Source organism: Micromonospora sp. NPDC023888 (assembly GCF_040639415.1).
Lineage (GTDB): Bacteria > Actinomycetota > Actinomycetes > Mycobacteriales > Micromonosporaceae > Micromonospora.
The window spans coordinates 45,746-68,162 of record NZ_JBEZZW010000013.1 but is presented as its reverse complement, the minus strand read 5'-3'; the positions used below and the strand labels follow the sequence as shown (position 1 = coordinate 68,162).

26 protein-coding genes are annotated in these 22,417 nt (G+C 71.5%); 19 read left to right on the top strand and 7 right to left on the bottom strand.

Going from position 1 to position 22,417, the window contains the following annotated elements; translation table 11 throughout:
• Nucleotides 1-194: 194 nt before the first annotated feature.
• The 7 genes from AB0F61_RS14355 to AB0F61_RS14325 all read left to right on the top strand — a co-directional run bounded on the left by AB0F61_RS14355 (nucleotide 195) and on the right by AB0F61_RS14325 (nucleotide 6,588).
• Nucleotides 195-1,313 carry an LCP family protein gene (locus AB0F61_RS14355; RefSeq protein ID WP_357808729.1) on the top strand — a complete coding sequence of 373 codons (1,119 nt, stop codon included), beginning with the start codon at nucleotides 195-197 and terminating at the stop codon, nucleotides 1,311-1,313.
• 182 nt (nucleotides 1,314-1,495) lie between these two features.
• Nucleotides 1,496-2,458, top strand: a complete 963-nt coding sequence (locus tag AB0F61_RS14350) for an LCP family protein (protein WP_357808726.1) — start codon at nucleotides 1,496-1,498, stop codon at nucleotides 2,456-2,458.
• Between the two features lie 58 nt (nucleotides 2,459-2,516).
• Complete coding sequence (locus AB0F61_RS14345; protein WP_357556572.1) at nucleotides 2,517-2,852, top strand: rhodanese-like domain-containing protein; 336 nt, start codon at nucleotides 2,517-2,519, stop codon at nucleotides 2,850-2,852.
• 11 nt (nucleotides 2,853-2,863) lie between these two features.
• Nucleotides 2,864-3,652 (top strand): glycerophosphodiester phosphodiesterase family protein, encoded by a 789-nt coding sequence (locus AB0F61_RS14340; protein ID WP_357808723.1) that lies wholly within the window; start codon nucleotides 2,864-2,866, stop codon nucleotides 3,650-3,652.
• A gap of 45 nt (nucleotides 3,653-3,697) precedes the next feature.
• Nucleotides 3,698-5,152 (top strand): PAS domain-containing sensor histidine kinase, encoded by a 1,455-nt coding sequence (locus tag AB0F61_RS14335; RefSeq protein WP_357808720.1) that lies wholly within the window; start codon nucleotides 3,698-3,700, stop codon nucleotides 5,150-5,152.
• Between the two features lie 72 nt (nucleotides 5,153-5,224).
• On the top strand, nucleotides 5,225-5,641 hold the full coding sequence (locus tag AB0F61_RS14330; RefSeq protein WP_357808985.1) for an ATP-binding protein: 417 nt from the start codon (nucleotides 5,225-5,227) through the stop codon (nucleotides 5,639-5,641).
• 59 nt (nucleotides 5,642-5,700) lie between these two features.
• Entirely contained in the window at nucleotides 5,701-6,588 is an 888-nt protein-coding gene (locus tag AB0F61_RS14325; protein WP_357808717.1) for a DUF5926 family protein, read from the top strand.
• Between the two features lie 40 nt (nucleotides 6,589-6,628).
• Here AB0F61_RS14325 and AB0F61_RS14320 read toward each other — a convergent pair whose 3' ends face one another.
• Nucleotides 6,629-7,834: an arginine deiminase gene (locus AB0F61_RS14320; protein WP_357808714.1), complete on the bottom strand. Its 1,206-nt coding sequence runs from the start codon at nucleotides 7,832-7,834 to the stop codon at nucleotides 6,629-6,631.
• 163 nt (nucleotides 7,835-7,997) lie between these two features.
• Between AB0F61_RS14320 and AB0F61_RS14315 the strand changes: the two genes are divergently transcribed.
• The 5 genes from AB0F61_RS14315 to pheA all read left to right on the top strand — a co-directional run bounded on the left by AB0F61_RS14315 (nucleotide 7,998) and on the right by pheA (nucleotide 11,496).
• Nucleotides 7,998-8,735, top strand: a complete 738-nt coding sequence (locus AB0F61_RS14315; RefSeq protein WP_355030935.1) for a hypothetical protein — start codon at nucleotides 7,998-8,000, stop codon at nucleotides 8,733-8,735.
• A gap of 168 nt (nucleotides 8,736-8,903) precedes the next feature.
• The gene (locus tag AB0F61_RS14310) at nucleotides 8,904-9,362 is read left to right on the top strand and encodes a hypothetical protein (protein WP_357808711.1); all 459 of its coding nucleotides are present in this window, start codon (nucleotides 8,904-8,906) and stop codon (nucleotides 9,360-9,362) included.
• A gap of 66 nt (nucleotides 9,363-9,428) precedes the next feature.
• Nucleotides 9,429-9,818 (top strand): ACT domain-containing protein, encoded by a 390-nt coding sequence (locus AB0F61_RS14305; protein ID WP_357808708.1) that lies wholly within the window; start codon nucleotides 9,429-9,431, stop codon nucleotides 9,816-9,818.
• Between the two features lie 198 nt (nucleotides 9,819-10,016).
• Entirely contained in the window at nucleotides 10,017-10,529 is a 513-nt protein-coding gene (locus tag AB0F61_RS14300) for a hypothetical protein (RefSeq protein WP_357808982.1), read from the top strand.
• A gap of 10 nt (nucleotides 10,530-10,539) precedes the next feature.
• Nucleotides 10,540-11,496 (top strand): prephenate dehydratase, encoded by a 957-nt coding sequence (gene pheA, locus AB0F61_RS14295; protein WP_357808705.1) that lies wholly within the window; start codon nucleotides 10,540-10,542, stop codon nucleotides 11,494-11,496.
• 49 nt (nucleotides 11,497-11,545) lie between these two features.
• On the opposite strand, the gene AB0F61_RS14290 is transcribed toward pheA, so the two are convergent.
• From AB0F61_RS14290 to AB0F61_RS14280, 3 genes are all read right to left on the bottom strand, one after another.
• Nucleotides 11,546-12,268 (bottom strand): AIM24 family protein, encoded by a 723-nt coding sequence (locus AB0F61_RS14290; RefSeq protein WP_030487734.1) that lies wholly within the window; start codon nucleotides 12,266-12,268, stop codon nucleotides 11,546-11,548.
• Between the two features lie 101 nt (nucleotides 12,269-12,369).
• Nucleotides 12,370-12,717, bottom strand: a complete 348-nt coding sequence (locus AB0F61_RS14285) for a metallopeptidase family protein (protein WP_357808979.1) — start codon at nucleotides 12,715-12,717, stop codon at nucleotides 12,370-12,372.
• A gap of 148 nt (nucleotides 12,718-12,865) precedes the next feature.
• Nucleotides 12,866-13,297 (bottom strand): OsmC family protein, encoded by a 432-nt coding sequence (locus AB0F61_RS14280; RefSeq protein ID WP_110564777.1) that lies wholly within the window; start codon nucleotides 13,295-13,297, stop codon nucleotides 12,866-12,868.
• 130 nt (nucleotides 13,298-13,427) lie between these two features.
• Here AB0F61_RS14280 and AB0F61_RS14275 point away from each other — a divergent pair, with 130 nt between their 5' ends.
• From AB0F61_RS14275 to AB0F61_RS14265, 3 genes are all read left to right on the top strand, one after another.
• Nucleotides 13,428-14,171 (top strand): hypothetical protein, encoded by a 744-nt coding sequence (locus tag AB0F61_RS14275; RefSeq protein WP_357808701.1) that lies wholly within the window; start codon nucleotides 13,428-13,430, stop codon nucleotides 14,169-14,171.
• 227 nt (nucleotides 14,172-14,398) lie between these two features.
• A complete protein-coding gene (locus AB0F61_RS14270) occupies nucleotides 14,399-15,220 on the top strand; it encodes an HAD family hydrolase (protein ID WP_357808698.1) in 822 nt (273 codons plus the stop codon).
• Nucleotides 15,220-16,032, top strand: a complete 813-nt coding sequence (locus AB0F61_RS14265; RefSeq protein ID WP_357808695.1) for an HAD family hydrolase — start codon at nucleotides 15,220-15,222, stop codon at nucleotides 16,030-16,032. The genes AB0F61_RS14270 and AB0F61_RS14265 overlap by 1 nt, the downstream gene beginning before the upstream one ends.
• A 6-nt stretch (nucleotides 16,033-16,038) precedes the next feature.
• Here the strand turns inward: AB0F61_RS14265 and AB0F61_RS14260 are convergent, their stop codons facing one another.
• Complete coding sequence (locus tag AB0F61_RS14260; RefSeq protein WP_357808692.1) at nucleotides 16,039-16,641, bottom strand: bacterial proteasome activator family protein; 603 nt, start codon at nucleotides 16,639-16,641, stop codon at nucleotides 16,039-16,041.
• Nucleotides 16,642-16,724: 83 nt separating this feature from the next.
• Here AB0F61_RS14260 and AB0F61_RS14255 point away from each other — a divergent pair, with 83 nt between their 5' ends.
• Together AB0F61_RS14255 and AB0F61_RS14250 are read left to right on the top strand one after the other, a co-directional pair.
• Nucleotides 16,725-17,522 carry an alpha/beta hydrolase gene (locus AB0F61_RS14255; protein ID WP_357808690.1) on the top strand — a complete coding sequence of 266 codons (798 nt, stop codon included), beginning with the start codon at nucleotides 16,725-16,727 and terminating at the stop codon, nucleotides 17,520-17,522.
• Between the two features lie 83 nt (nucleotides 17,523-17,605).
• A complete protein-coding gene (locus tag AB0F61_RS14250) occupies nucleotides 17,606-18,793 on the top strand; it encodes an ABC transporter substrate-binding protein (protein ID WP_357808688.1) in 1,188 nt (395 codons plus the stop codon).
• Nucleotides 18,794-18,860: 67 nt separating this feature from the next.
• On the opposite strand, the gene ddaH is transcribed toward AB0F61_RS14250, so the two are convergent.
• Entirely contained in the window at nucleotides 18,861-19,694 is an 834-nt protein-coding gene (ddaH, locus tag AB0F61_RS14245) for a dimethylargininase (protein WP_357808686.1), read from the bottom strand.
• A gap of 59 nt (nucleotides 19,695-19,753) precedes the next feature.
• On the opposite strand from ddaH, the gene AB0F61_RS14240 reads away from it, so the two are divergent.
• On the top strand, nucleotides 19,754-20,218 hold the full coding sequence (locus AB0F61_RS14240) for an Lrp/AsnC family transcriptional regulator (protein WP_357808683.1): 465 nt from the start codon (nucleotides 19,754-19,756) through the stop codon (nucleotides 20,216-20,218).
• Nucleotides 20,219-20,291: 73 nt separating this feature from the next.
• On the top strand, nucleotides 20,292-21,245 hold the full coding sequence (locus AB0F61_RS14235) for a zinc-binding dehydrogenase (RefSeq protein ID WP_357808976.1): 954 nt from the start codon (nucleotides 20,292-20,294) through the stop codon (nucleotides 21,243-21,245).
• Here the strand turns inward: AB0F61_RS14235 and AB0F61_RS14230 are convergent.
• Nucleotides 21,242-22,348 carry a hypothetical protein gene (locus tag AB0F61_RS14230; RefSeq protein WP_357808682.1) on the bottom strand — a complete coding sequence of 369 codons (1,107 nt, stop codon included), beginning with the start codon at nucleotides 22,346-22,348 and terminating at the stop codon, nucleotides 21,242-21,244. The genes AB0F61_RS14235 and AB0F61_RS14230 overlap by 4 nt on opposite strands.
• Nucleotides 22,349-22,417: the final 69 nt, after the last annotated feature.

The window sequence follows — 22,417 nt, the reverse complement described above, 5'->3', positions numbered from 1 at the left end:
GATGTACGTACAGTGGTGCCGCCCCCTCCTGATCACGAGCTGGAGCACGCATGCCGGTTCAGGCCAGTCGCCGCCCTCCTTCCCCCGGGTCCGCCGCCCCCAGCGGCCGTATCGCCGCAGCCATACCGGCCCAGGCGTACCCCTCGCGTGGCGGGTCGGGCGGTCGCCCGCCCGGCGGCGGCGACGACCCCCGGGTGGGTGATGGAGGGTCGGCGAAGAAGCGGACCAAGCGCAAGGACCCGCTGTGGGCCCGGCTGACACTGGTGTTCGGGGCGGTGCTGATGCTCAGCAGCGGAGTGGGCATCGTCGGCGGCAAGGTGCTGATCGGCCAGGCGACCGGGGACATCGCGCAACGAAACCTGCTCGGTGACGCGAGCAAGTCCGACGCCGAGGGTGGGGCCAGCCTGGACGGCCCGATCGACATGCTGCTGCTCGGCGTGGACGCCCGGGAGCGCTGGGCCGCCGACGACGTGCGCTCGGACAGCATCATCATCCTGCACATCCCGGCCACCCACGACCAGGCGTACCTGATCTCCATTCCCCGGGACACCGAGGTGCAGATCCCGGCCCGTCCGAAGAACGGTTGGTCCGGCGGCAGCGCGAAGATCAACGCAGCGTTCGAGGTGGGAGCCCGCAACGGCGGCGGCTGGGAGGGCGGCGCGCAGTTGATGGCCGAGACGATCAAAGGACTCACCGGGGTCAGCTTCGACGGTGCGGCGATCATCAACTTCGGCGGCTTCAAGAACGTCATCGACACCCTCGGCACCGTGCGGATCTGCGTGAGTCACGAGGTCAAGTCGAAGCACATGTCGATGGTCGACGGCAAGCCGATGTGGAACGCCGACGCCAAGAAGACCGGCAAGCCGCGCACCGCTGTGGTGCACAAGAAGGGCTGCCAGCAGATGGAGGGCTGGGCGGCGCTTGACTACTCCCGGCAGCGCTACGGGCTGCCCGGTGGCGACTACGACCGCCAGCAGAACCAGCAGCAGCTCATCAAGGCGATGGCCAAGAAGGCCACCGATGGCGGGATGCTCACCAACCCGGGCAAGCTCCAGCAGCTCATCAAGGCGGCCGGCAAGGCGTTCGTGCTGGACACCGGCGGCGCGTCGATCGAGAACTTCATCTTCACCATGCGCGGGGTGACCGCGAACGAGCTGACCATGCTCAAGACGAACAACGGCACCTTCAACGGCACCAGCAACGGCACCGAGGCGCTGAACGACGAGACGAAGGAAATGTTCCGGGCGGTCAAGCAGGACAAGCTGGCCGAGTTCGTCTTCACCCACCCCGAGGTGATTTCCACCCGCAAGTGAGGGCCGGTGGCCGGAAGTCCCGGAAAGCCGGCGACGGCCCCGTCACCGCCCGTAGCCTGACGTGAACAGGTTTCACGTATCGCTGCGGGGAGGCGGTCACGTCCAGGTGGGGACGGAACGTGGCGGGCCGGGCCGGAGCGGCCCCGCCCACCCGAGCACGCCGCGCCCGAGGGTCGCGGATCATGCTCGGCATCGGCCTGGCCCTCGTCCTGCTGGCCGGGCTGGCCATGGTCGGGCTCAAGACGCTGAGCAACCGCTACGACCGCACGGTGACCAAGGAACAGTTGCTCGACCCCGACGCCCGCACCGACCGCACCGACCTGGACGGGCCGCTCAACTATCTCCTGGTCGGCTCCGACCGCCGCCCCGGCGGCACCGGACCGGACCAACGCTCCGACACCATCCTCATCGTGCACGTGCCGGCCGGCCAGCGGGAGGCGTACCTGGTCTCCATCCCGCGTGACCTGCTCGTCGCCATCCCGCCCGCGAACGGCTTCGGCGGCGGTCAAGACAAGATCAACGCCGCGTACGAGCACGGCGGTGGCGGACCGGCCGGCGCCCAACTGCTCTCCGCCACCCTCAACCGGCTCACCGGAATCCGGTTCGACGGTGCCGCGCTCATCGACTTCTCCGGCTTCCGGAAGGTCATCGACCTGCTCGGCGGGGTGCAGATGTGCGTGGACACCGAGGTCCGCTCCATCCACACCAACCGGGTCTTCCCCGTCGGATGCCAACAGATGGACGGGGCGCAGGCCCTGGACTACGTCCGGCAGCGCTACGACCTGCCCGGCGGCGACTACGACCGGCAACACCACCAGCAGCAACTGCTCCGGGCGATGCTGGACAGCGCCGGCAAGGCGGATCTGCGGAGCAACCCGGTCAAGTTGGATCAGGTGCTTCGGGCGGTGGGCGGCTCGTTGACAGTCGACACCAACGGCGTACCCCTTGAGGACCTGCTCCTCGCGCTGCGCGCGCTGCCGCCCGACGGGATGCGCGGCGTCCAGCTGCCCTCGTCCCCCCAGACCATCGACGAGGTGTCGTACGTGGTGCTCGACAACGGGGGCAACGGGTTGTTCGAGGCGGTTCGCGGCCGACAGATGCCGTCCTGGGCGCAGGCCAACCCGCGCTGGGTGAGCCGGTTGTGATGGTGGCGACGGCCAGGTCGGTGCCGAAGCGGTCGACGAGGATCTAGTGTTGCTTCCTGTGTTCGGACCCCAGGTTCCCACCGTGCCCGTGACCGAGATCGCCGACGAGACCTACCTGCTTGACGTGCGGGAGGCCGACGAATGGGCGGCCGGCCATGCGCCCACCGCCCACCACCTGCCGATGATGGAGCTGCCGGCTCGGCTCGCGGAGGTGCCCACCGACCGGGACGTGGCGGTCATCTGCCGCTCCGGGGGGCGTTCCGCCCAGGTCGTCGCCTACCTGGTCAACAACGGCTGGGAGCAGGTGCGCAACGCCGACGGCGGGATGCGCCAGTGGGCTGCGGTCGGCCGCCCGGTGGTCGACGCGAACGGGCAGCCCGGCCAGGTCATCTGAGGGCGGCCGGGATGGGTGGTCCACTTGTCTTCGCCCACCGCGGCGCCTCGTACGACCTTCCCGAGCACACCCTCGCCGCGTACCTGCGGGCTCTCGACGAGGGCGCCGACGGCCTGGAGTGCGACGTCCGGCTGACCCGGGACGGGCACCTGGTCTGCGTGCACGACCGACGACTCGACCGCACCAGCAACGGTCGCGGTCTGGTCAGCGCGCGTACCCTCGCCGAGCTGGACGCGCTGGACTTCGGCTCGTGGCATCCGGGCAGCGCGCCGGACGGGGACGTACCGCCTGACGATTCGCACACCCGGCTGCTGACCCTGACCCGGCTGCTGGACGCGGTGCTCGCCGCCGGCCGGCCGGTCCGGTTGCTCGTGGAGACGAAGCACCCGTCGCGCTACGGCTCGAACGTGGAACGGCAACTGGTCAGTGTGCTGCGTCGGTACGGGCTGGCCGAGCCGGCACCGGACGACCCGGTGCAGGTCACCGTCATGTCGTTCTCCCCGTTGGCGGTCCGCCGGGTGCGCGAACTCGCTCCGACGCTGCCCACCGTGCTGTTGCTGGAGGTGTTGCCGCGCTGGCCGCGGTTGGGTCGGCTGCCGTTCGGCACCCGTATCGCGGGGCCGGGCATCGGCCTGGTCCGGGCCCGTCCGCAGTTGCTGCCCGCACTTCGCACGGCCGGCAACCAGGTGTACGTCTGGACGGTCAACGAGCCGACCGACCTTGAGCTGGTGCTGGCCGCCGGGGTGGACGGGATCATCACCGACCGGCCGGGGTACGCCCTCGCCCGGCTGGACCGCTGACCGGGCAGGGGTGCCAAATCCCTGTCGGCGGGGCAGACTCGGCACATGCCGGAGCGTATCGATTTCCCCGCTCTCCTCACCGGTCACACAGTCGTCATCGAAATGATCAACTCTGGGGAGGCCGGCCTTCCGGTCCTCACCCAACTGCTCCGGGTTGCCCAGCCGGCCCTCGGCGCGACCGGAATGGCGTTCGTCGAGTTCGGTCCGACCGGTGGTCGAGTGATCGCCGCGACGGGCGCGGCGGCGTGGGCCCTCGGCCGTCCGCTGGCGGTCGACGACCCGGACACGGTCTGCCTGCTCAACGGGCCACGGGTGCGCAACGTGCTGGTGGGCCGCCTGAACGGCAAGTTGGCCGGTGAGCTGGCCGGCAGTGACCTGCGCTGGATGGTGGTCTCGCGGGCCGAGATCGGTGGGCACACCGTCGGCAGCCTGCACGCCCTCTATCCCGGCGACGACGAGCCGGACGCCGAACGGCAGGGGGTGGTCGCCTACCTCGCGTCCTGCGTCGCGCACATGTACGGCGACCAGAGCGGCCTGCCGGTGCACGGTGACGGCCCGGTGGTGGCGGCCCTCGCCGACGGGCTGGCCGTCGTCGACCGGGACGGGCACGTCCGGCTCTGGAACCCGGCCGCCGCCCAGGTCACCGGCCGGCCGGTCGAGCAGGCGCTGAGCCGTCCGCTGCCGTTTCCGCTGCCGCCCTCCGGCCAGGTCAGGGACCACCGGATGCCGGACGGCCGCTGGCTGCGGATCACCTCCGGCGAGTTGCCCGGTCCGGGCACGTTGCGGGTGGTCACCTTCCGCGACATCACCGACCAGCAGCGCCGCGACCACGACCGGGAGCTGTTCGTCGCGGTGACCAGCCACGAACTCCGCACCCCGGTCACCGTGATCAAGGGGTACGCGGACACCCTCACCGACCACTGGGACTCGCTGACCGAGGTCGACCGACGGCAGGCCGCCCGGGTGATCGGGCAACGCGCGAACGAGCTGGCCCGGCTGGTCGACCGTCTCCTCAGCTCGGCCGCCGAGGCCGGGCCGGGTGACGACCCGCCCACCCCGTTCGACCTCGGCGAAGCGCTGCGCTCCGCGGTCCTGGACCTGCCGACGGAGTTGCGTCGCCGGTTGGTGCTCCGCCTCCCGGCCGACCTGCCCAAGGCGCTCGGCCACCGGCCGAGCCTGGCCACCGTGCTGACCGAGCTGACGACGAACGCCGGCAAGTATTCCCCGGTCGAGTCGCCGATCGAGATCACCGCCTCGGTGGACGGTCAGCTGGTGGCGTTCCGGGTCAGCGACCGGGGCATCGGCATCCGACCGGAGCACGTCGAGCGGGCGTTCGACCGGTTCTGGCAGGGCGAGTCCGGCGACCGGCGCGGCTACCCGGGGGCGGGGCTCGGCCTCTATCTCGTCCGCCGGATCGTTGAACAACAGAATGGATGGGTATCCCTACGTCCAAGGACCGACGGCGGTACGGTCGCAGAGGTGCGGCTACCGCGCGGTTGACCGAGGTGGCGTGACGTGGAGGCGACGGTGGCAGCGGCAGCGGCAGCGGCAGCGAGGGATCAGGCGTGGTGCGTGGTGGTCCCGCACCACCCGGCCGGTGCACGGCTGGCCCGGCACCGGCTCGCCGGTGACCTGGCGGACGTCGTACCCCCGATGCTCCTCGCGGACCTGATCGCGGTGCTCGCGGAGCTGGTGGGCAACGCGGTGCGGCACGCCAGGCCGCTGCCCGGCGGAGTGGTCCGGGTGGCCTGGCGGATGCGACCCTCGGCCCAGGGCCCACTGATCCAGCTCGGAGTCACCGACGGCGGCGCGAGCACCGCGCCACGGATCCGGACGGCCAGCGCGGACGCGGCGGACGGGCGAGGGCTGCACATCGTGGCCGGTCTGGCGACCCGCTGGGGTGTCGAGCGGGACGGCATGGGCCAGCGCGTCTGGGCCGAGTTCGACCCGGCGCCGGCGCCCCGACCCGACCTGGTGCCGGCGGGCTGAGTCCGGCTCTGGCGGGTCCGGCCCACGGCGAGCCGGCCGGGCCTCTAGGCTGTGACGCCGTGAGTAAGCGTCGAAAGAGCCAGCGCACCACCACCGATACCGCCCCCCGCCGCGACAAGGTACGCGACGTCTTCGTGCCGCGTCCGTTCGACGGGCTGGTCGACGAGGTCGAGTGGATCGCGCTGCGCGAGTTGGTCCCGGCCGCGTCCGCGCCGCTGCGGCTGGCACCCGCCCTGGTCGAGGAGTTCGGGGACCGGCCGGCGACGCTCGCCACGGTGCTGCCGATGGCCGCTCCGGCGATCACCAAGCCGGACGGTCGGGTGCTCATCGGTCTGCAACGCCACCAGCAGTCCGGTGACGTCTCCCGGGATCTGGCCGAGGCGCTGCTCAGCGCGCTGCGGACCGAGCCGGGTGGTCAGGTGACCGTGCCGCCGCTGCCCGGCCCCGGGCCCCGACTGCAGGACATCCTCGTGGACGGCCCACTGGAGATCACCATGCACGAGGGGTTCGAGTTCTGGCTCGACCCCGGGGCCGCCGACGATCCGACCGTCCAGGCGTCGCTGGAGCGGGCGAACGCGGCCATCTACCCGACCGTGCGGCTGAGCGCGGCGAAGGCCGCCTACTGGTGCCAGGTCCCGGAGAAGGCACACGTGCGGTGGGTGCTGCCCGACGACGAGGACGACGCCCTGGACGCGCTTGCCCGCCTCGGTGCGGCCGGCTCGCTGACGCTCGGCGAGCAGACCAAGTTCGCCGGCATGTTCCGCGCGCACGGTCGGCTGGTGCCGGTCTGGGACCTGCCGGAGACGACTCCGGCGGCCGACTGGGAGGAGCCGGTGGCGCAGTTCGCCAAGCGGTACGCCGAGGCGCTGGCCGCCACCGACCCGCTCGACGCCGCCAGCCGGCGCTCCCGTCAGGGCCTGCTCGGCCGGCAGCTCACCCTCCGCTGAGCTGCGTCTGGGCGTCTTCTGCGGGAGGAGGCGCCCATTCTCACAACGGGTCGCGGGTGATCGGGCAGGACATGCAGCGCGGCCCGCCACGGCCGGAGCCCAACTCGGAGCCGGCGATCGGAATCACCTCGATGCCGGCGCGCTCCAGTTGGGCGTTGGTCTCGGTGTTGCGCTCGTAGCCGACGCAGAGCCGGGGCGCCAGGGCGAGGGTGTTGTTGCCGTCGTCCCACTGCTCGCGTTCCGCGGTCACCGGGTCCAACCCGGTGTCGATGACCCGCAGCAGGTCCAGGTCCATCGCGTCGGCGGCGGCCCGCAGGAACGGCGCGGGCCCGTCCACCCGCGGGTCCGCACCGTCCGCGCCGGCAATCACCGTGTACGCGGACAGCGTGCTCGCGATGTTGGGGTACATGAGTACCGCGTCCACGTCGACCATCGTGCAGACCGTGTCGAGGTGCATGGTGGCCCGCTTCTGGGCGATCGGCACCACCAGGATGGTGTGGGCCAGGCCGGCGGCGAAGACCTGTCGGCCGAGTCGTTCCGCGCCGGCCGGGGTGGTCCGTTCGCCCACCCCGACCGCGAGCACCCCGGGAGCGAGCAGCAGCACGTCCCCGCCCTCCAGGTGTTCGAGGTTCGGGCGGTAGACGAACTCGGTGCCGGCGAAGCGTGGGTGGTGGCGGTAGATGGCGTCGGTCAGGGTGGTCTCCCGACGTCGGGCCGGCATGGCCAGGCTGGTTACGCCGACCCGGTCGCCGATCCACAGCGACGAGTCGCGGGTGAACAGCAGGTTGGGCAGCGGGTCGATGACGAACTCGTGCCGGTCCATGAGCGTGTAGACCAGTCCGCCCGGCCGCTCCGAGCTGATCCGCAGTTCCTCGTGGGCCAGCCCGGCGGTGAGCACGTCGGCCAGGGCGGCCGGGTCGAGGTAGGAGAGGTGGTCGGCGACGCGGGCCCGCAGGGTGTCGCCGAGCCGCCGGGAGCGCAGCACCTGCTCGGTGAGCTCGGCCCGGGCGTCCGCGACGGCGAGCGTCTCGGTCAGCAGGGTGGCCAGGTAGAGCACCTCGACTCCACGATCGCGCAGGGCGGCGGCGAACGCGTCGTGCTCCTCCTGGGCTCGTCCGACCCAGGGGATCGCGTCGAAGAGGAGCGAGTCGTTGTTGCGTGGCGTGAGCCGGGCCAGTTCCGGGCCGGGCCGGTGCAGCAGTACGGTGCCGAGCCGGCCGACTTCACTGTCGACGTAGTGGGTCACTCCCGCAGCGTAGGGCAGGGTTTGGCGGCATCCGAGAAAAGAACTGTGGATGAATATGGCATTCATCCGTAGTCACTCCGGCGTTCCGGCTTGCCGAACACCGGTAGTAGCAACGTAGGGTAGTGAGGACATAACTTCGAGGGACCTTTTGCCGGAGGTCGCGATGACTGTCTTTCCCGCACGACGAGCCGTACCGTCCGCTCGGGCACTGCCGCCCGTGGCGGTGCCACACCCCCGGGTCGAGTCGCCGGGGGTTCTCGAACCGGTCCGTCCGACACCGCTCGAATGGGCCCGCCGCCGTCGTGCCGAGCGGGGTGCGCGCCGCCTGGAGGCGGCCGGGGCGCGGGCACTTGGTCAACTCGACCACCTCGGGCCCGCCTGGCACGTCATCGAGTGGCCGCGCACCGACGTCACAGACGTCCTCGACCGCGGTCAGGACGAGCGCGCCGGGTTCCTCGCCATCGGGCCGAGTGGCCTCTTCGCCGTGACCATCGCCGACCACGGCCGGGCCAGGGTGCTCGTCGCCGGGGACGTCGTGCAGATCAACGGCAAGCGTCCGCCGTACGTGGCCGAGTCCCGCCGGGACGCCAAGCGGGCCAGTAAGGCCCTCTCCGACGCGGTGGGGCTGCCGGTCCCGGTGACGCCGGTGCTGACCTTCGTCGGCTCCGGCGTGATCAGTGTCTACGGCCTTCCGAAGGACTGTCTGATGGCCACCCACCGGGAGCTGGATCGGCTCCTCGTGGCCGGTGGCAGCCGGATCAGCCCGGCCACCGCCGAAAAACTTTCCCGGGTCGCACAGCACCCCGGCACATGGCTGAACGGCACTTACCGTCCACCAGCCGACTACCGGTGGTACGACGAGGGCCGAACGGCCGCTGACAAGCCGGCCCACCGCCGGTAACGTCACCGGCGACGCCACGCGGCTCCGGCCCCCCTTCGACCTCACCGGTTTCCGCGCCGTCACCGATCGCCTCGGTTCACGCAGCGCGACTCGGTGACCCGGTGCGCTCGGTGATTCCGTCGGCGACCCGCTAGCGTGGACAGTCGATCGGTGCACATAGGAGGCGCGGTGGCCCACGTCGAACTTTCGCTCTCAGAAGCGTTCGTGCCGGCGGCGCGGGCCTTGACAGAGCCGGAGTCCGGCAACGTCGGCCAGTGGTCCTCGACGGTCTCCCGGGCCGCCGAGCCGTGCCTGCTGATCGACGCCGACACCCTGGTGGTGGCGATCTCCACCGCCGGCTGCGAGCTGCTCTGCCTGGGCGAGCCCGATGGCCTGATCGGGCGCCCGCTGCTCGACGGCGGGCTGCGCCTTCTCGATTTCACGGCCAACCGGGGCGAGCTGACCGAGGCCGAGATCGACAAGATCCCGCCCCTGCTGGCGCTCTCCTCCGGTCGACTCGCCCGCGGGTTACTCCGGGTGCAGGCCGCCTCGGCGAACAGCTCCGACGCGACAGTCGACGCGATCTCCACCCCGGTGCTCGCCGACGGCGCCGTGGCCGGCTCGCTCACCTTCTTCTCGGAGGTCTGACCAGCGGCGAAGCCGCACACGGCGTTGCTGGCTCAGCCTCGCGCGAGTAGGCCGTAAGGTGCCCTCATGCTCGATGTCGCCGTGCTGCCAGGGGAATACGCTGTGTGTCGGCTGGCCGTCGGCACCGCCCTGCCGTACGCGTTGTCGAGCGGGCTGAGCGGCACCGACGTGGTGACGGTGAGCTGGACCTCCGATGGGATCTCGGTGATCTGCCCGGCCGATCGGGTTCCGGCGCAAGCCGTGGTGGAGACCGTCTGGCGTTGTCTGCGGGTCACCGCCCCGGTGGAGTCGACGAGCGCCGGCAGCCTGGCCGTGCTCGTCGACCCGCTCGCCGAGGCACGGGTCAGCGTGCTCACCTTCTCCACCTTCGACACCGACTACCTGCTGGTGCCGGCCGTCCGGCTGACCGAGGGCACGGCCGCGCTACAGCGCGCCGGGCACCGCGTCACCGGCTGACCTTCACCCGATCGGCCGCTGACCCTACGATGGGCTCGGCCACCCCGGCCGCGACGAATTCTCCGATGTCCCGAGGATCGGCCCGTGCCGTTCACCCCGCCCCGCCCCTCGTCTCCCCCACCACGGGCGACGGTCCACACCCCACCGGCGTCACGTGACCGGGCGTCCGATCACGCCCCCGCACTGCCCTCGGTCCGGATCCGACCGGTCGCGCTCGCGGTGCTCGCCGTCGCGGTGCTCGCCGGCTGTGGCGCCCCACCCGAGTTGTCGGAGCCGACTGCCGCGCCCACCCACACCGCGGCCCCGACGGCATCCGGCCCGAGCACCGCACCCACCGGCCCGCCGACCAGCGCACCGCCACTCGGCACGGTCACGCCCACTCCGGACGCCGGCCTGGTCGCGACGGCCTGCCGGAACGGCCCAACCGGTCAACGGGTGGTGCAACTGCTGCGGGGTCGGGCAGGCGTGCTTCCGGCGAACGTCCGGGTCCAGGTCCGCACCGGGCCGCTCTGCGCCGCCGAATGGCAGTACACCGTCCTGGAGGTGACCGGGCACGAGGAACTCCAGGTGGTCACCCGCGGCCAGGCCAACGCACCGGTCCTGGTCACCGCCGGCACCGACGTCTGCACCATCGAGGTACGCGCCACCGGCCCGGCCGGCATCCGCGCCCTCGCCTGCGACGCCGGTCCGGCCGTCCGGCCGGTTGCGTAGGCTGATCGGCATGCCGGGAACACCGCCGACACGCTTCGTCTACCTCGGGCCGGAGGGCACCTTCGCCGAGCAGGCCCTGCGCTCCATCCCCGCCGCCGAGCGCGGCACCTGTACGCCTGCCCGCAGCGTCGGGGAGGCCCTCGACAACGTCCGGACCGGCGACGCCGACGCCGCGCTGGTGCCGCTGGAAAACTCGATAGGCGGCGCGGTGGGCGTCACCCTGGACGAGATGGCCGAGGGCGAGCCGTTGGTGATCACCCGAGAGGTGATCCTGCCTGTGGAGTTCGTGCTCGGCGCTCGGCCCGGCACGCCGCTGACCTCGATCCGCACCGTGGCGGCCCACCCGCAGGCCTCCACCCAGTGCCGGGGCTGGCTACGCGGCCATCTGCCGGACGCCGTGGTTGTCGATGTGCTCTCCAACGGCGCGGCCGCGGCGGGCGCCGGTGCCGGCGCGTACGACGCGGCCATCTGCGCTCCGATCGGGGCGGCCCGACACCGGCTCGCCACCCTCGCCGAAAAGATCGCCGATCACCCGGACGCGGTGACCCGGTTCGCGCTGGTGTCCCGGCCCGGGCCGCCCCCGCCGTCGACCGGCGACGACCTCACCTCGCTCGCGGTCTACATCGCGCACGACCGGGTCGGCGCGCTGCTGTCCGTGCTGATGGAACTGGCCGTCCGGGGCGTCAACCTGACCCGGATCGAGTCCCGCCCCACCGGGGAGGCGTTGGGCCGGTACGTCTTCTTCCTGGACTGCACGGGGCACGTGGCCGACGTACGACTGGGCGAGGCGTTGCAGGGGCTGCGCCGGGTCTGCGCGGACGTCCGTTTCCTGGGCTCGTACCCCCGACACCGGTGGGCCGAGGCCGCGGGCGATCGGCCGGTGCCCGCGCCGGCGGGCCTCTCCGACGCCGACTACGTCGACGCGGCGGCCTGGCTGGCCCGACTGCGCACAGGTGAGCTGACCTGACCGGGCGGGGCACCCCCAAAGATCGGGAGCGCCCGCGCCCAGGTGTTGGTCAGCTCAGCAGACCGCCGAGCAGGCCGCCCTCCTGCTGCTGCTGACCGCTGCCCATGACCGGCGGCTCCTCGGACGGCTGCACCACCACGAAACCCTGGCCGGCGAAGCTCATCGTGAACGACTCGCCGGTGCGTCGGCCCAGCAGCGTGCCGAGGCCCAACTGCTCGGCCCGGTGGTAGCCGGTCTGGAGGTTGGCCGACCAGCAGACCGCGGCCTGCGGGTCGACGTACGTGGGTGCGTCCACGTTGAGCACGACCGGGGTGCCCTTGGTGGTGATGGCGATCCGGCCGTAGCCGCTGAAGACGCAGTTGAACAGGCCGGACGATGAGGCCATCCCGGCACCGCCGACCATCCTGATGTCGTACTGGAGGGTCGAGTCGAAGGCGAGCACGCTGGAGCCGTTGATGGAGAGGGCGTCGCCCGGCTCCAGGTCGATGATGTGCACGTCCTTGGCGAGTTCGGCGAGGAAGACGTCACCCTGGCCGGAGACCTTCATCAGCGGGACACCCTCGCCGGTGAGCTTCTGCTTGAGAAACTTGCCGAGCCCACCCGAGCCCAGCGCCTGGAACTGCACATTCCCCTGGTAGGCGACCATCGACCCGACCCGGGCCATCGCCTCGCCGTTGAGTTCGATCTTCAACATCTTGGAGTTCTGCAGCCGCATGCCGGGCTGCGCGGACTCCTTTTCCAGATTCTCCGCGGAGAACAGCTCACTGCGCATGAAAGGGTGCCTCCTGACAGGGTTGCGGTCGCTGCACCGAAGGTAGGCGACCAGGGCAACCACGGGCCATCGGCCGAGCGGCGACCGCACGACCGGTGGGGTCAGCCCCAGCCCAGCGCGTGCAACCGCTCGTCGTCGATGCCGAAGTGATGGGCGATCTCGTGCACCACGGTCACCGCCACCTCGTCGACGACGTCGTCGTCGTTGTCGCAGATCCGCAGGATCGGGCGCCGGTAGATGAAGATCCGGTCCGGTAGGACGCCTGAGTAGTCCCAGCCGCGGCTGGTGAGGGCGTGGCCTTCGTAGAGGCCGAGCAGGTCGGCCTCGCCCGGGGGCGGGTCGTCCTCGACGAGGATGACCACGTTGCTCATCAGGCCGAGCAGTTCCTCGGGCACCTCGTCGAGGGCGTCGGCAACCAGCTCCTCGAAGCGCTCACGGGTCATCTCCACCGGCACGTCACCCATTCTGCCCGATGCCGGACCCGGCGGACCCCTCGTGAGGCGTCGCTGACCGGCCCCGCAGGCTCACGGAGAGAGCGACCGCCCAGGAGCGGGCGGAGACTCTGTCCGTGAACGAGCGGGTTGTGGGTAGACCGGCTCAGGAAGCCAGGCGCGCGCTGAGGGTGATCTCGGCACCCGGCGAGAGCAGGCGGGAGATCGGGCAGTTGGCCTTGGCGGCCTCGGCGAGCTTCTGGAACTCCGCGTCGTCGATCCCCGGGACCTGGCCGACGGTCTCCAGGTCGATCCGGGTCACGGTCATGCCGGCGTCGGTCTTGTCCAGGTGGACCTTGGCGGTGGTCTCGACCGAGGTGGCAGTCGAGCCGGCGTCGGCGAGCGCCTTCGAGAACGCCATCGAGAAGCAGCCGGCGTGCGCGGCCGCGATCAGCTCCTCGGGGTTGGTGCCCTCGCCCTCCTCGAAGCGCGACTTGAAGGAGTAGTTGCCCGACAGGCCGCCCTTACCGGTGCGGACCGTGCCGGCACCCTCGGTGAGATTGCCCTGCCATTGTGCTGAAGCGGTACGGATAGGCATGAGGAGAACGCTAGCGGAAAGGTGACCGCCGAGCGACCGACCGGCACGGACGCCTGCCCTGCGATCCCTGTCACCACGGGCTGGTTGTGCCATGATGCGTCCAGGTCCGTGACCGGCGGAAGGATGGCCGATGTCCGACGAGCTTCCAATCCCCCGCCAGGGCGACCGGTCCGACGAGCCGACCGTGATCGAGTGGGGTGCTGTCGACCCGGCTCCGCGGCGCCGGTTCGGCGGGTCCCTGGCTGGTCTCGCGCAGGACCCTCGGCTGCCTCTGCTGCTCGCCGGTCTGGGCGCGGTGGCCGGCGTCGCCTCGCTTGTCGGCGAATGGCTGGTGATGAGTCTGCCGAACGGCGGGCCCGAGGGTGAGAGCACGCTCGAGGTGCCGGCCGGGGTGTCCGAGGTCGGTGGCTTCGGGGTTGGTTACCTGGTCGGGCTCCTCGGTCTCGTCTGCACCGTGGCGCTGGCCCTGCGGGGCACGGCTGCCGTGCGGCCGAACGCCCGGCTCGCCGGCCTCACCCTGGCCGGCGCCCTGCTGGCGGTGCTGGTCGCCGCCACGGCCACCCTCGACGACCCCGGTCAGCGCGACTTCCTCTACTCGTCCGAGAACGGCTTCCAGGCCGAGTACGGCCGCGGTCTGGTGATGGCGTTCGCCGCCTGCGTACTGCTCGGTGCGGCTCTGTGGCTGGCCCCGGCCGCGGCGCCCGGCGCACCGGTCGGGCCAGCGGAGGACGACCGCCCCGGAGACGGGCCGGCGACCCGCCCGTGGCGCCGGCGCCGAGACCGCGACCCGGTCGGCGATGACGGCCTCCCCGCGCCGGCCGACCTCACCGTCACCCGGGCGGCCCCCTTCACCCACCCCGCACCGCCGTCCTGACCCCACCCACGCCGACCTCGCATGTCGTGGTCGACACGGTGGGCGATCCCCGCGTCCGGCAACGCAACGCGCACGATCGCCTGGAGGGCGTTCTGTTCGCGTCCGATTCGCCTGGAAGCCATGGATGCGACCCGTTCCGCGAGGTACGGTTGCTGCCCGCCGTGACGCCAGGGTCTCCTCACCAGAAGGGGACAGCAGGCGCGACGGCGGTGGGCGAAGGAGGAACGATGACCCGCCCGGGACTGCCCAAGCTGATCGCGACCGACCTGGACGGCACGCTGGTCCGCAGCGATGACACCGTCTCCGCGTACACCCATGGGGTGCTGGACCGGGTGCGGGCCGCCGGGATCCCGGTGGTCGGCGCGACCGGTCGCGGCCCTCGTTTGACCGAGTTGACCCGCAACGACATCCGGGCCGCCGACTTCCTGGTGATGGCCGGTGGTGGCCGGGTGGTCGACCAGAGCGACCCGACCGGCCCCGTGGTGCTCCGCGACGAGCGGCTGCCCGCCGAGGTGCTGGCCCGGCTGCTCGCCGACCTGGAGGCCGAGGTCGGCCCACTGACCGTGATGGTCGAGGCGTCCGACGAGCACGACGCCCCACTCTGGGGCGACTACCACGAGAGCTGGCCCTACCAGGACCGGTTCGAGGCACGAAGCCGTGCGGAGTGCCTGTCCTGCGACGTGATCAAGGCGTTCGCCCGGACCGCTGACCACCACGTGGACGAACTGCTGGCGGTGGCCCGCCGGATCGTCTCGCCGCAGGTCGCCACGCTCACCCAGGCCGGGCTCGGCTTCATCGAGATCTGCCCGCCGGGGGTGGACAAGGCGACCGGGCTGACGGTGGTGGCGCAGAGCCTCGGGGTGGACCCGGCCGATGTCCTGGTCTTCGGTGACATGCCCAACGACCTGCCGATGTTCGAGTGGGCCGGCTGGTCCCGGGTGGCGGTGGCCAATGCGCACCCCGCCCTGCGCGCCGCCGCGGACGAGGTGACCCTGCGCAACGACGACGACGGTGTGGCGGTGTATCTGGACCGGCTACTGTCCCGGTGATGGGAGAGACGCCCCGCCTGATCGCCACCGACATCGACGGCACGCTGATCCGCGACGACCACACCGTCAGTCCACGTACCGCCGACGTGCTCGCGCGGATCTCCGCGCGAGGCACCCCTGTCGTCCTGGTCACCGGCCGTCCGGTCCGCTGGCTCAAGATGGTGTACGACCAGCTCGCCCAGCCGCTGCCGGCGGTCTGCGCCAACGGCGCGGTGGTCTACGACCCGTTCTCCGACGAGGTGCTGCGGGCCGATCCGCTCGCGCCGCACCACCTGGCCGAGGTGGCCCGGAGGCTACGGGCCGAGGTGCCCGACATCAGCTTCGCCGTGGAGATCCTGGACAGCCGGGAGATGCGGCACGAGGCGCACTACCCGCTGCGGTGGGACGTCGACCCCGAGGGGATCCGACCGATCGAGACCCCTGAGGAGTTGCTCTCGGTGCCGGCCGTGAAGCTGCTCGCCCGGGCCGGCGAGCAGGACCCGGACACCTTCGTCGAACTGATCGCCGCGGCGGTGGCGGGGTTGGCGGAGGCCACCCACTCGTCGTCCTCCGGGCTGGTGGAGATCTCCGCGGCCGGGGTGACCAAGGCGGCCGGGCTGGCCTGGTACTGCGACCGCCTCGGGGTGTCCGCCGCAGATGTGCTGGCCTTCGGTGACATGCCCAACGACGTGCCGATGTTGAGCTGGGCCGGCCGGGGCGTGGCGGTGGCCAACGCGCACCGCGCCGTCCTCGCGGTCGCCGACGAGGTGACGACGGCGAACACCGAGGACGGCGTGGCGGCGTACCTGGAGAAGGTCTTCGGGGTGGACTGAGCCGGGTTACAGGTACTGGCCGGTGTTGTGGCCCTCACCGCCGCCCGGCTGGCCGATGCCAGACATCCCGGGGACCATCCCGCCGGGGCCACTGGGCAGCGCCTGCCGGCCGCCACGCATCTGCTCCAGTTGGACCCGGGCGGCCATCTGCTGGGCCACCAGGGCCGCCTGGATGCCGTGGAACAGGCCCTCCAGCCAACCGACGAGCTGGGCGTGCGCGATCCGCAACTCGCCCTCGCTGGGGGCCTTGTCCTCGGTGAAGGGCAGCGAGATGCGCTCCAACTCGTCGCGCAGCTCGGGGGCGAGGCCCTCCTTGAGCTCGACGATCGACCGCTCGTGGATCTCCCGCATCCGGTTGCGACTCGCGTCGTCGAGAGGTGCGGCTTTCACCTCCTCAAGCAACTGCTTGATCATGCTGCCGATCCGCATCACCTTGGCCGGCTGTTCGACCAGGCGGGTCGGGTCCTCACCCTGGCCCTCGTCGGTCTGCATCGTCCCGATCGGCCGGCCGTCCGGACCGACCACCACAACAGTGCCGGGGTGGCCGGAGTCGTCGGTGCCCGGCTCGTCGTCGTGTCCAGCTGAGCGCGCTTCGGTCATGGGGTCCATCTTTACCCAGCGGGCAGGACTCATGGCATCCGGGACCGACTACCGGACCCGAAACACCCGCGCGGGCGCGCTACCGTCGCGCCATGCCTGCCGACCCGCGCGCCGTGTTGACCCGGCCCGCACCGCAGCCCGACCGGACCGTGGCGTACGGCGACCACCCGGACCAGGTGGCCGACCTGCGGTGGCCGGCCGGAACTGGTCCGGCGCGGCCGCTTGTCGTCGTCCTGCACGGCGGTTTCTGGCGGGTCGGGTACGACCGGCGGCACACCGACCCGCTGGCGGCCGCACTCGCCGCGGACGGCTACCCGGTGGCCCAGCTCGAATACCGGCGGACCGGGCAGCCGGGAGGTGGCTGGCCGGGCACGTTCACCGACGTGCTGACCGGGGTGGCCGAGCTGCCCGTGCTGGCCGCCGAGGCGCTGCCCGGCCGGGTGACCGGGGCCGCGCCGATCCTGGTCGGGCACTCGGCCGGCGGCCACCTGGCGCTGTACGTGGCGGCGACCGCCCCGGCGACGGTGGCTGGGGTGCTCGCCCTGGCCCCGGTGGCCGACCTGGCCGAGGCGTACCGGCGGGACCTGGACTCGGGCGCGGTGGCCGCGTTGCTCGGGGGCGGCCCGACCGAGGTTCCGGAGCGGTACGCGGTGGCGGATCCACGATCGTTGGTACCGATGCGGACACGGACGGTAGTTCTGCACGGCTCGGAGGATCAGCAGGTACCGGTGGAGATGAGCCGGGGATTTGTGGCGGAAGCAACAGCCGCAGGATCCGATATCTCCCTTCTTGAACTGCCTGGATACGAGCATTTCGGGCTGATCGACCCGGAGTCCACCGCCTGGCCCCGGGTCCTTGCTTCGTTGCGGTCCCTGCACGTTGATCACTAGCCATTGACGCAGCGTCGCGGACCAGGTAGAACGCCGGAGGGCGGTGTTCAGCCCTGCAACGCTCGCTCCTTGGAAGGAACTCGGTGTCACAGATGAATCGCAGGCGGGCGCTCCAACTGTTGGCCGCGCTCGGTACCACCGGGTTCGTCGCCGGGTGTGGCTCCGACACCGACGCCCAGCCGACCGCCAACCGCAGCCCGGTCAAGATCGGTCTGATCACGCCACAGGCCGGTGGTCTCAAGAGCATCGGCGACGACATCACCAACGGCTTCCAGCTCTTCCTGGACCTGCACGACAAGCGGCTGGGCGGCCACCCGGTGGAGCTGCTGACCGCCGACGAGGGCGACACCGCGAAGACCGGCAAGGCCGCCGTCGAAGGGCTGCTCAAGCAGGGCGTGCTGGCGCTCACCGGGGTGGTCAACTCGGCGGTGATGGTCGGCATCCGGGACACCGTCGAGCAGGCCAAGGTCCCGCTGATCGGCTCCAACGCCTCACCGAGCAGCCTGCAGAGCGTCTTCTACATCTGGCGGACGTCGTACGTGCTGGACGAGGCCGGCAAGGCGCTGGGCCGCTACCTGCGCGACCAACTCCCGACCAACGGCCGCATCGCGATCATCATGCCGGAGAACGTCGGCAGCCCGGACGTGGTGCGTGGCTTCCGGCAGGAGTTCGGCACGAGCGACCCGCGCATCGGCGACCCGGTCACCTACACCAGCGCCAACCCCAACCCCGGCAAGACCACCTTCGCCGCCGACATCACCAAGGCGTTGGCCAAGGACCCCACGGCGGTCTTCTGCTTCTTCGCCGGCGCGGCGGCTGTGGAGTTCATCAAGCAGTTGCGGGAGAAGTTCCGCGGGCCGATCTACGCGCCCGGCTTCCTCACCGAGGGCAACGTGTTGGAAAACCTCAGGGACAACGCGCTGGGCATCCAGACCGCGTTGAACTACTCGGCCGACCTGAACAACACGTCGAACCGGGTCTTCGCCTCGGCCTACCGCAAGAAGTACCAGGTCACGCCCACCACGTACGCGATGGCGTCGTACGACGCGGCGCAGGTCCTCGACCAGGCGATCCAGCTCACCGGCGGCTCGCCCAACCCGCAGCAGGTCAACCTGGCGCTCGGCAAGATCGGCCAGATCGACAGCCCGCGCGGCATCTGGCAGTTCAACCAGCCGCGCACCCCGCAGCAGAAGTGGTACCTGCGGGAGGTGCAGCGCGACGGCCAGGTCATGTCGAACGTGCTGATCAACGAGCTGGCCACGCTGGGCTGACCACCCACCCGCAGCACGATTCGGGGCCGGCCTCCCAGTGGGAGGCCGGCCCCGAAGCATTCGCTGATCAGTGCCGCAGCTCGGCGATGCAGCACTTCACGCTGCCGCCGCCCTTCTTCAGCTCGGCCAACTCGACCGGGACCGGCGTGTAACCGGCGGCCTTGAGCTTGCCGGCCAGCCGGGTGGCCTCGCTGTTGAGCACCACGTTCGCGCCGTCGCTCACCAGGTTCAGCCCGAAGGCCAACGCGTCGGCGTCGTCGGCGATCACCGCGTCCGGGAAGAGCTGGGTGAGCACCCGCTGGCTCGCCGCGGAGAACGCGCCGGGGAAGTAGACGACGTTCGAGTCGTCGATGGCCGCCAGCGCCACGTCGAGGTGGTAGAAGCGGGGGTCGACCAACCGGAGCGACACCACCGGGCGGCCCAGCGCCTCCTGCGCCTCGGCGTGTGCCGGAAGCTCGGTGCGGAAGCCGTGCCCGGCGAGGATGAGCCCGCCGTGGGCCTCCGGCACGTACGCGAAGTCGCCCTCACCCTCGTTGGTCTCGCTGGGTGCGAGGAACCGCCAGCCCTGCGACTCGTAGAAGGCGTGGTGGGCGGCGGCCTCGGCGGCCCGCTGCTCGTGCTTGAACCGGGCGCCGTACACGCTGCCGTCCACCACAAAGGCGCCGTTGGCGGCGTAGACCATGTCCGGCAGGCCCTGCTCGGGCGTGAGCAGGTGCACCTCGTGGCCGAGGCCGATCAGCGTCTCGCGCAGCCGGTCCCACTGTTTGACGGCCAGGTCCCGGTCGACCGGGGTGGTCACGTCCATCCACGGGTTGATCGCGTACTCGACCGCGAAGTGCTCGGGCGAGCACATGAGATATGTCCGCTTTCGCGGGACTCGGTGCTGGTTCACGGTCACCAAGAGTAGGTACCGTAGAACTTTGGTAACAGCCACAACCGTTGCTTCCCAGAGGCGGAACGTTGCAGATAGACGCGGTAGACCAGCGGATCATTGCGTTGCTCGTCGCCGACGCCCGGGCGTCGTACGCCGACATCGGCACGCGGGTGTCACTCTCCGCCCCGGCCGTGAAGCGTCGCGTCGACCGGCTGCGGGCCACCGGTGTGATCAGGGGATTCACGGCCGTGGTTGATCCCGCCGCCGTCGGCTGGACCACCGAGGCGTTCGTCGAGCTGTTCTGCGCCGGCCGGACCACCCCCGCCCAGATCGGCGTGGCAGCCCGGCGGCACCCGGAGGTGGTCGGCGCGTACACCGTCTCCGGGGAGGCGGACGCGCTCGTGCACCTGCGCGCCGCCGACATCGCCCACCTGGAGGCGGCCCTGGAAAGACTGCGCGCCGAGTCCTTCGTGACCTCAACCCGCAGCACGATCGTGCTGTCCCGGCTGGTCGAGTCCCCCGGCGTCGGCCCGTCCGCCCGCACCGCTTGACCTCAACCCTGGTTGAGGAGGTGGAGTGGTCGGGAGCGTGGGCGCGCCGCCCACCGCAGCCGAGGGGGACGTGATGCGGGCGGTCTGGTTACGTGAGTTCGGCGGACCCGAGGTGCTGGTGCCCGGCCCCGCGACCGACCCGACGCCCGGCCCCGGCCAGGTGCTGATCGACGTCGCGCACGCGAACATCACCTTCGTCGAGACGCAGCAGCGCTCCGGGCGCCCCGGGCCGTTCCAGATCACCCCGCCCCTGATCCCCGGCAACGGCGTGGGCGGGGTGATCGCCGCCGTCGGCCCGGACGTCGATCCGGCCCTGATCGGGCGGCGAGTGGTGAGCGCCACCGGCGGCTCCGGCGGTTACGCCGAACGCGCGGCGGTGGACACCGACGCGCCGATCGAGGTGCCCGACGGGTTGGCAGTGGACCAGGCGGTGGCACTGCTTGCCGACGGGCGCACCGCCACCATGCTCATCGAGGCGGTCGGCGTCCGCCCCGGCGACCGGGTGCTCGTGGAAGCCGCCGCGGGTGGCGTGGGCAGCCTGTTGGTGCAGCTCGCGGCCCGGGCCGGTGCCCTGGTGATCGGCGTCGCCGGTGGGCCACGCAAGGTGGACCTGCTGCCCGAGCTGGGCGCCGGCCTCGCCGTCGACTACCTCCAACCCGACTGGGCCGACCGCGTCCGGGTCGCGACGGGCGGGGTCGACGTGGTGCTCGACGGGGTCGGTGGGGCGGTGGCCCGAGCGGCATTCGACCTGCTGGACCCGGCCGGCCGCATGGTCAGCTACGGCCTGGCGAGCGGGGAGTGGTCCCCGGTGTCGGCGGAGGCCGCCGCAGCACGGCAGGTCACAGTGGTCCGGCCGGACACGTCACCGGCGCGGCTGCGGGCGTACACCCGGCAGGCCCTGGCGGACGCGGCCGCCGGCCGCCTGCGACCGCTGATCGGCCAACGGTTCCCGCTGGAACGCGCCGCCGACGCGCACACCGCCATCGAGGCGCGCGCGACGGTCGGCAAGACCCTGCTGGACGTCTAGAGGTACATGCCGGTGCGGTGCTCCGACTCGTCGCGCCGAACCGGCTTGTCACCCTCACCGAAGAACCGCTTGCCGCCGAACTCACCGTGCAGCCGGTCGTCCAACTCGTCGGCGAGACCGGTCATCACCTGCACCGCCAGCATCAGGTGGGTGGCCTGGAAGTTACGACCGAAGACCGGGATGGACGCCCAGACCGTGTCGTCGGCGCAGTAGAGACGGCCGATCGGCATCCGGTTGGTCAACTCGGAAAGCTTGACGTAGAGCCGCTCGGTCGGCTCCACCTCGGTGAGCACCGGCGAGAACACGTCCACCAGCGGCGGGTTGTCCCGCACCCGCACGAAGACCATCGCCGAGCCGGCCCGGATGTTGATGTCTCCGTCCGAGTCGACCTGCAACCGGTCAGTGTCCGACTTCAGCATCGTGGAGACCACCGTCCGGACCCGATCAGCCAGGTCGAGCACGTCGTCCCGCTCGGCCTGCGCGGAGGCCGCCTCGGCCAGCGCCTCCTCCAGATCGGCCTCGACGTCGGCGTCCGGGCCGAACTCGCTGCGCGCCGTGCCCAACGGGTCCACGGCCAGCGGCTCACCCTCGGCGTCCTGCACCAGGTAGACGAGGAACGCCGGATGCGGGGCGCCGTAGACGTCTCGCAGCGTCCGGGAGAGCAACGCGGCGATCCGGGTCGACTCGCTCGTCCGGTCGTCCAGCCCGAAGAAGCCGCCGGAGCCGGCGACCACCCCGGGTGGCGACCAGCCGAGCGCGACCATGTCCGCCACCGCACCGCGATCCAGCCGGTAGCCCGCCGGCAGCGTGGCGTTGCCGACGGCCCGCGCGGACAACCCGCCGCCGTCGCGCACGTCCACGCTCACCGAGTAGACGGCGTCCCCGGTGCCGGAGGCGGTCGGGTCCAGGGTCACCTCCAGGTGCGCGCCGACAGGAAGCTCCCGCAGCCGGAGGGCGAGCGCACGCGCGAACTCCTGCCAGGCCTCGGTCACCTTCGCCCGCAGGTCCGTCGTGCTGGGTTCGTCGAGCAGGATCGATTCCGCCGGCTCAGCCGTAGCGCCGGGCAGGTCACCGAGCGGCGCCGAGGGGTGGTCAGCCGTCATGATCGCCTCCGTCCGTCACGATCACCCTACCCACGCCACCCACTGGCACTCTCAGCCCGGACCGGGATC